This window comes from Crocosphaera sp., assembly GCF_030064895.1.
In the GTDB taxonomy this organism is placed as follows: domain Bacteria; phylum Cyanobacteriota; class Cyanobacteriia; order Cyanobacteriales; family Microcystaceae; genus Crocosphaera.
The window spans coordinates 1-5,077 of the sequence record NZ_JASJEB010000182.1 but is presented as its reverse complement, the minus strand read 5'-3'; the positions used below and the strand labels follow the sequence as shown (position 1 = coordinate 5,077).

Sequence of the window (5,077 nt, the reverse complement as noted above, 5' to 3'; positions counted from 1 at the left end):
ATCTGTTATATCTGACGGATAAGAACGTCTCTTCATAAAACTGTCATAAAAACTTATTCCATAGTTTTATAACCACAAATCTGTGCCGCCTAATTTCTTTATCTTTTCTTTACAAACAGTCTCTAAGTTTTCATGTCTCACTTATAAGAATAATGAAAAAAACAGAATTGATTTAGATATTTTAAATTTAGAAACGAAAGCTTTTACCGATGATCAATATTTAGGTATAGATCATGATTTTAACTGTTATTTAGCAAAACAAAAAGATCAAGAAGAATGGAAAAGTTTTTATCAAAAATATAAGTTTAAAGCTTCATCTGAAATCGAAAAAGTGTTAATTGAATTAGGAATTAAAAACTGGATAAGAAAAAGTATTCTTCATGATAATATTGCCTTACCTATTCAATATCAATCATGTGCAGAAAAAAGTTTTTGGGTTATCTATGTACGCAGTCCACAAAAGAAAGAAACTAAAGCAGTTGCGGTAGAATTTTTGTATAAAGAAAACAGTATCTATCTGAAACAAATAATCAGAGATTTAAAGACAATTGAAAAGAGGTTTAAATTTTTAAGACGAAGAAAAAAAGATCCAGACACATTAATTAATGATCAACAATATTTTGTAGATGAAGTAGAACAAATCTATATTAGTTGTTATACTGATAATTATTACACACCAACTTTAATCGGCAGACATGGTATCCTAGAAGAACTTGAAAATGAAACATTAGAACTGAACCGAAGTAATAAGAAAACAGGTAGTAAACTATTACCTTTAGTTGCATATTACAATGAAATAGAACCAATTAATCGTATACAAAAGATGATTTGTTTAGATTTGAGTAAAGAAGAATTTATACAATATTATGTTCCACCTAATGCACCCCTAACCGGCACAATCAAAAAAGGATTTAGAGTTTATCATTTAATCGGGAAAAATTATTCAAAAGAAACCATTAAAACATCCGAACTCATAGAGCATCATCTCACCACTTTACATTTTATGACACTGACTCAAAATATTTTAAAAATTAGTGAAAATAGTCAATCATCATTATTACAAAAAATAGCAAAAATATTGATTGAGAATTAAAAAAGAAAACTTTGTAAGGTGGGCATTGCCCACCCTACAATAACGCTATAATTAAGCTAAATGTCTAACTAACGCATCTCCGACTATTTTCGCCTCTTCATCTGTCATTCCTGAAGTTAACGGGGGACAAATATGACGGGGACACCAATATTCAGCGCGTGGGAAACTTTCACCCTTACAAACCCCCTCAAAAACCGGTTGTAAATGACAAGGTATTTCGTAAACCGTTCCCCCCAAAAAGATATCTTCTTCTGCTAATGCTGCTTTTACCTCTTTAGGGGTTTTTCCTTCCGGTAACAGTACCATTAACTTATACTGAGAAGCATGATCCATGTGATCCGTGGAAACAAACTTGATCTCTGCTGATCGTAAAGGTGCAGTAATTAACTCATAACAGCTTTGTCTTCGTGCTATCATCTTGGATAACTTAGCCAGTTGAATGCGTCCTAAAACCGCATGAACTTCGCTGATACGGGTACTATTGCCAAAGTCTGTATGTAACCCCCCAAAGTCCATTCCTCGCTTCCCTTGGTTTCTCAGCGATCGCGCGATATAGTCTTCTTCATCGTCGTTTAAAGTAATCATTCCCCCTTCAAAAGTGGTCATAATTTTAGTAGGGAAAAAAGAAAACGCTGCACCATCTCCCAAGTTTCCTGCTTGTACCCCATTAATTTGACTTCCGTGGGCGTGTGCTGTATCTTCTAGAACAAATAAGCCATGATCGTGACAATATTTAACAATTTCGGGAAACTCAGGAGAAATAACCCCCCCAATATGCACCCATAACACCCCAGAAATGGCCGGAGTTGACCCTTTTTCCACTGCATCCTTAACCATTTGTAAAGAAGGTGCAAATGTATTCTCATCCATATCTAAATATTGCACCTCTCCCCCCACTCGTAACACAGCAGCAACTGTGGCAAAATTGGTGTTAGTAGGGACTAAAACCGTTGTCCCTTCTGCTTTTTTCAGACGTAAAATGATTTCTAAACCCGAAGAACCTGTATTGACTGCGATCGCGTGTTTTGTGCCAACATATTCAGCAAACGCTTTTTCAAACTCCGTTGTGTTTTCCCCTAAAATGAGCCTACCAGATTTAAGGACTTTTTTGGACTCTTCAGCGAAAAAATCGATTTCTGCTTCTGTAACGTCGAAATAGAAGGGTTTGATAGGACTTTTAGTCATGGTGTCTAGAGAAATTTGGACTCAGGTAGGTTTCTAGATATCACAGTGTAGAGGAAACAATTAAAAATTGCCACTTATTTGCTAAGAAAAACCCCTCCTGGAGATAAGAGACGGTTACTCTTATAATTAAGACAACTATCTCACTGGTTCATCAAAAGGGGTACATAGGGATTTTTAGTGACAAGAGCATTCCCTACAATGAGTAGGAAACCTCCTGTCAAAGTAGAAGTAAAATTAGGGTTTAGAGTTCCTTTCTTGTTTGAAAGAATTAGCAGTATGGAGTAAATTAACTCTAATTTGAGGAAACTTTCCTAGGGTATCGGATAATTTTTTTATCTCAAAGCTGTGCAGATTATTAGCTAATATTTCACTGTAATCTATGAGAATTTGACAATTATGAGTTTCTCCCAGATATTGAAGGTTTTGGGAGAATTTTTGTAATTCTGGAAAAATCATCCGAGAACACATCAATTTCCAGGAAGTTGCTTCTATTTTTTCTAGTTTTTCTAATAAATCAGAGTTATTATCAATAGCTTGATAATCTAATGGTGTTAAGGGTAACATTAGATTATTTTTTTGTCCTTCTTTTTCTGATAAAACATGACTAAGAACTTCTACAAGCTGAAAATAATTCAGCGGTTTTTCTAGAATTTCTTGAAAAATATTTTCATTGATTTTAGTCATATTTGGGGGAAGTGGACTCATAGAAATTAACGCAGTATTTCTGAGTCTTTTCTCTAGTTTTAAGTTGTTTAATAATTCTAAATTAGGATGAATGTTTTGACAATGTAAGTTAATCAAGATAATATCAACACAATTGTTGTCTAAAATATCAATTATTTTAGGTTGTTTATACGTAATAAATAAATTGTGTTTAGTACCTACAAAATAACCTTCAATTAAATCACAATTTTCAGCAACGTTATCAATTACTAAAATTGTCATTCTATCAAGATCATCTAGAGTTTTCTTGGGAGCATTTTCTTCTATATTTTCCAGGGAATTAATAATTTCTACGTCAGGAAAAATTACCGTAAATCTTGAACCTTCTTGCCATTGACTTTCTAAACTGATTGTTCCTCCTAAAAGATCGGTAATTTTCTGGGTAACAAATAAACCTAGTCCGGTTCCTCCGTAGCAACGATTATCTTGACCCTTACTCTGGGTAAAAGCCTGAAAAATTCGTTGTTTATTCTCGTCCTTAATACCAATTCCTGTATCTTCAACTGTGATTTTTAAAGTACAATAATTATTAGAAAAATCTTCAGCATTAATAATTATTTTAACGTAACCTTTTTTAGTAAAATTAATAGCATTTGTGACAAGATTAACTATGATTTGGCGTAATCTTAGAGACTCAAAATTAACAATTTCAGGAACATTTTCTGCGATATCTGTTAATAACTCTATTCTTTTTTTTGATATTTGATATGAAAAAAGACTTACAATTTCTTTTGTAAATACTCTTAGGCAGAAATCATGATAATTTAACTCTATTTTTCCTGCTTCAACTTGATTGATATCGAGGAGATCATTGATCAAATATAAAAGAGCTTGACTACTACTATAAATTGTCTCAACATATTTATAAAGACGAGGTTCATGAAATTTTAGTTTTAACTTAAGAAGTTCAGAAAATCCTAAAATTGCATTCATGGGTGTAAGCATTTCATGACTGACATTAGATAAAAACTCCGTTTTAAATTGATTAGCTAAATCAGCCTCTTCTTTAGCTTTTATTAGAGCTATTTCTGATTTCTTCCTTTCCGTTATTTCTCTAAAAGAAACCAGATAAACCGACTCTTTTTGCCATTCAGTTAAGCTAACATACATTTCTACAACAGCCTGATTATTATTAGATTTTATAATTTCTAATTCTACCGATTTATCACTAATAATAGGAATACCAAAATCATAATTTAAAAAGCTTTCTAAGGGTTGCTCAAAAATAGATAAAGCCGCAGGGTTTGCAAATTTAATTTTACCCTCTTTATCAACAATAATGATTCCATTTTCAATATTATTAACTAATTCTCTAAACTGTTGTTCTTGCTTAATTAATTCGCATTCTATTTTCTTCCTACGCTTAATTTCTTTTCGTAAATTATTGTTAGTTTTTGCAAGTTGAATAGTTCTTGAATTAACTAAGTTTTCTAAATTTTTATTGAGATTATCAAGTTGTTTTTCAGCTTTTATTCTTGTTAGTTCGCGAGTAACATTAATGGCACAAATCTCAAGAATTCTTGCTATTAAATCTAAATTAGGCAAACTCTGAATACTCATTATACAAAGAATTCCAATAACCTGACCTTTTTGATCATAAATAGCTTTCCCAATATAACTTTCTAGGTTATGTTCTTGTAACCATATATCTTCAGGAAATTCTTCTTCGAGATTTTCTGCACAAACAAATTTTCCTTCTTCTATCACCTTTTGACAAGGAGTGTTATCCACTTTATAAAGACAAGGTTCTGATTTTTCCCCATTAACACATCCCACTATCACTTGAATTAGTTTATCTGATTTTAACTCACTAATAAAGCCATATTTAACCCCCAACGCTTCAGTTAAATGTAAAATTAATGATTCAAAAAAATTATCTGCACTTGCTGAGGAAACTCCTAACAAAACTTGCTTCAAAACTTGAGCAAAGGTTTCAGGGTCTGTTGAACTACCCCAACTTTAGAAGTTGGGGATTCTTTACACGATAAAGTATCGTCTTGGAGCGTCCAAAAGCCCCTCTAATACCTCTCTCTTTTCAAAGAGATTGGCTTTACTTTTACGTCCAATGTTAGCAGA

3 protein-coding genes are annotated in these 5,077 nt (G+C 32.5%); 1 reads left to right on the top strand and 2 read right to left on the bottom strand.

Annotated elements, in window-relative coordinates:
- Positions 1 to 82: 82 nt before the first annotated feature.
- Positions 83 to 1,093, top strand: a complete 1,011-nt coding sequence (locus QNJ66_RS25975; RefSeq protein WP_300511565.1) for a hypothetical protein — start codon at positions 83 to 85, stop codon at positions 1,091 to 1,093.
- A 51-nt stretch (positions 1,094 to 1,144) separates the two neighbouring features.
- On the opposite strand, the gene QNJ66_RS25970 is transcribed toward QNJ66_RS25975, so the two are convergent.
- Complete coding sequence (locus QNJ66_RS25970; RefSeq protein WP_300511564.1) at positions 1,145 to 2,278, bottom strand: DegT/DnrJ/EryC1/StrS family aminotransferase; 1,134 nt, start codon at positions 2,276 to 2,278, stop codon at positions 1,145 to 1,147.
- Positions 2,279 to 2,512: 234 nt separating this feature from the next.
- On the bottom strand, positions 2,513 to 4,918 hold the full coding sequence (locus tag QNJ66_RS25965; RefSeq protein WP_300511563.1) for a PAS domain-containing hybrid sensor histidine kinase/response regulator: 2,406 nt from the start codon (positions 4,916 to 4,918) through the stop codon (positions 2,513 to 2,515).
- Positions 4,919 to 5,077 lie beyond the last annotated feature (159 nt).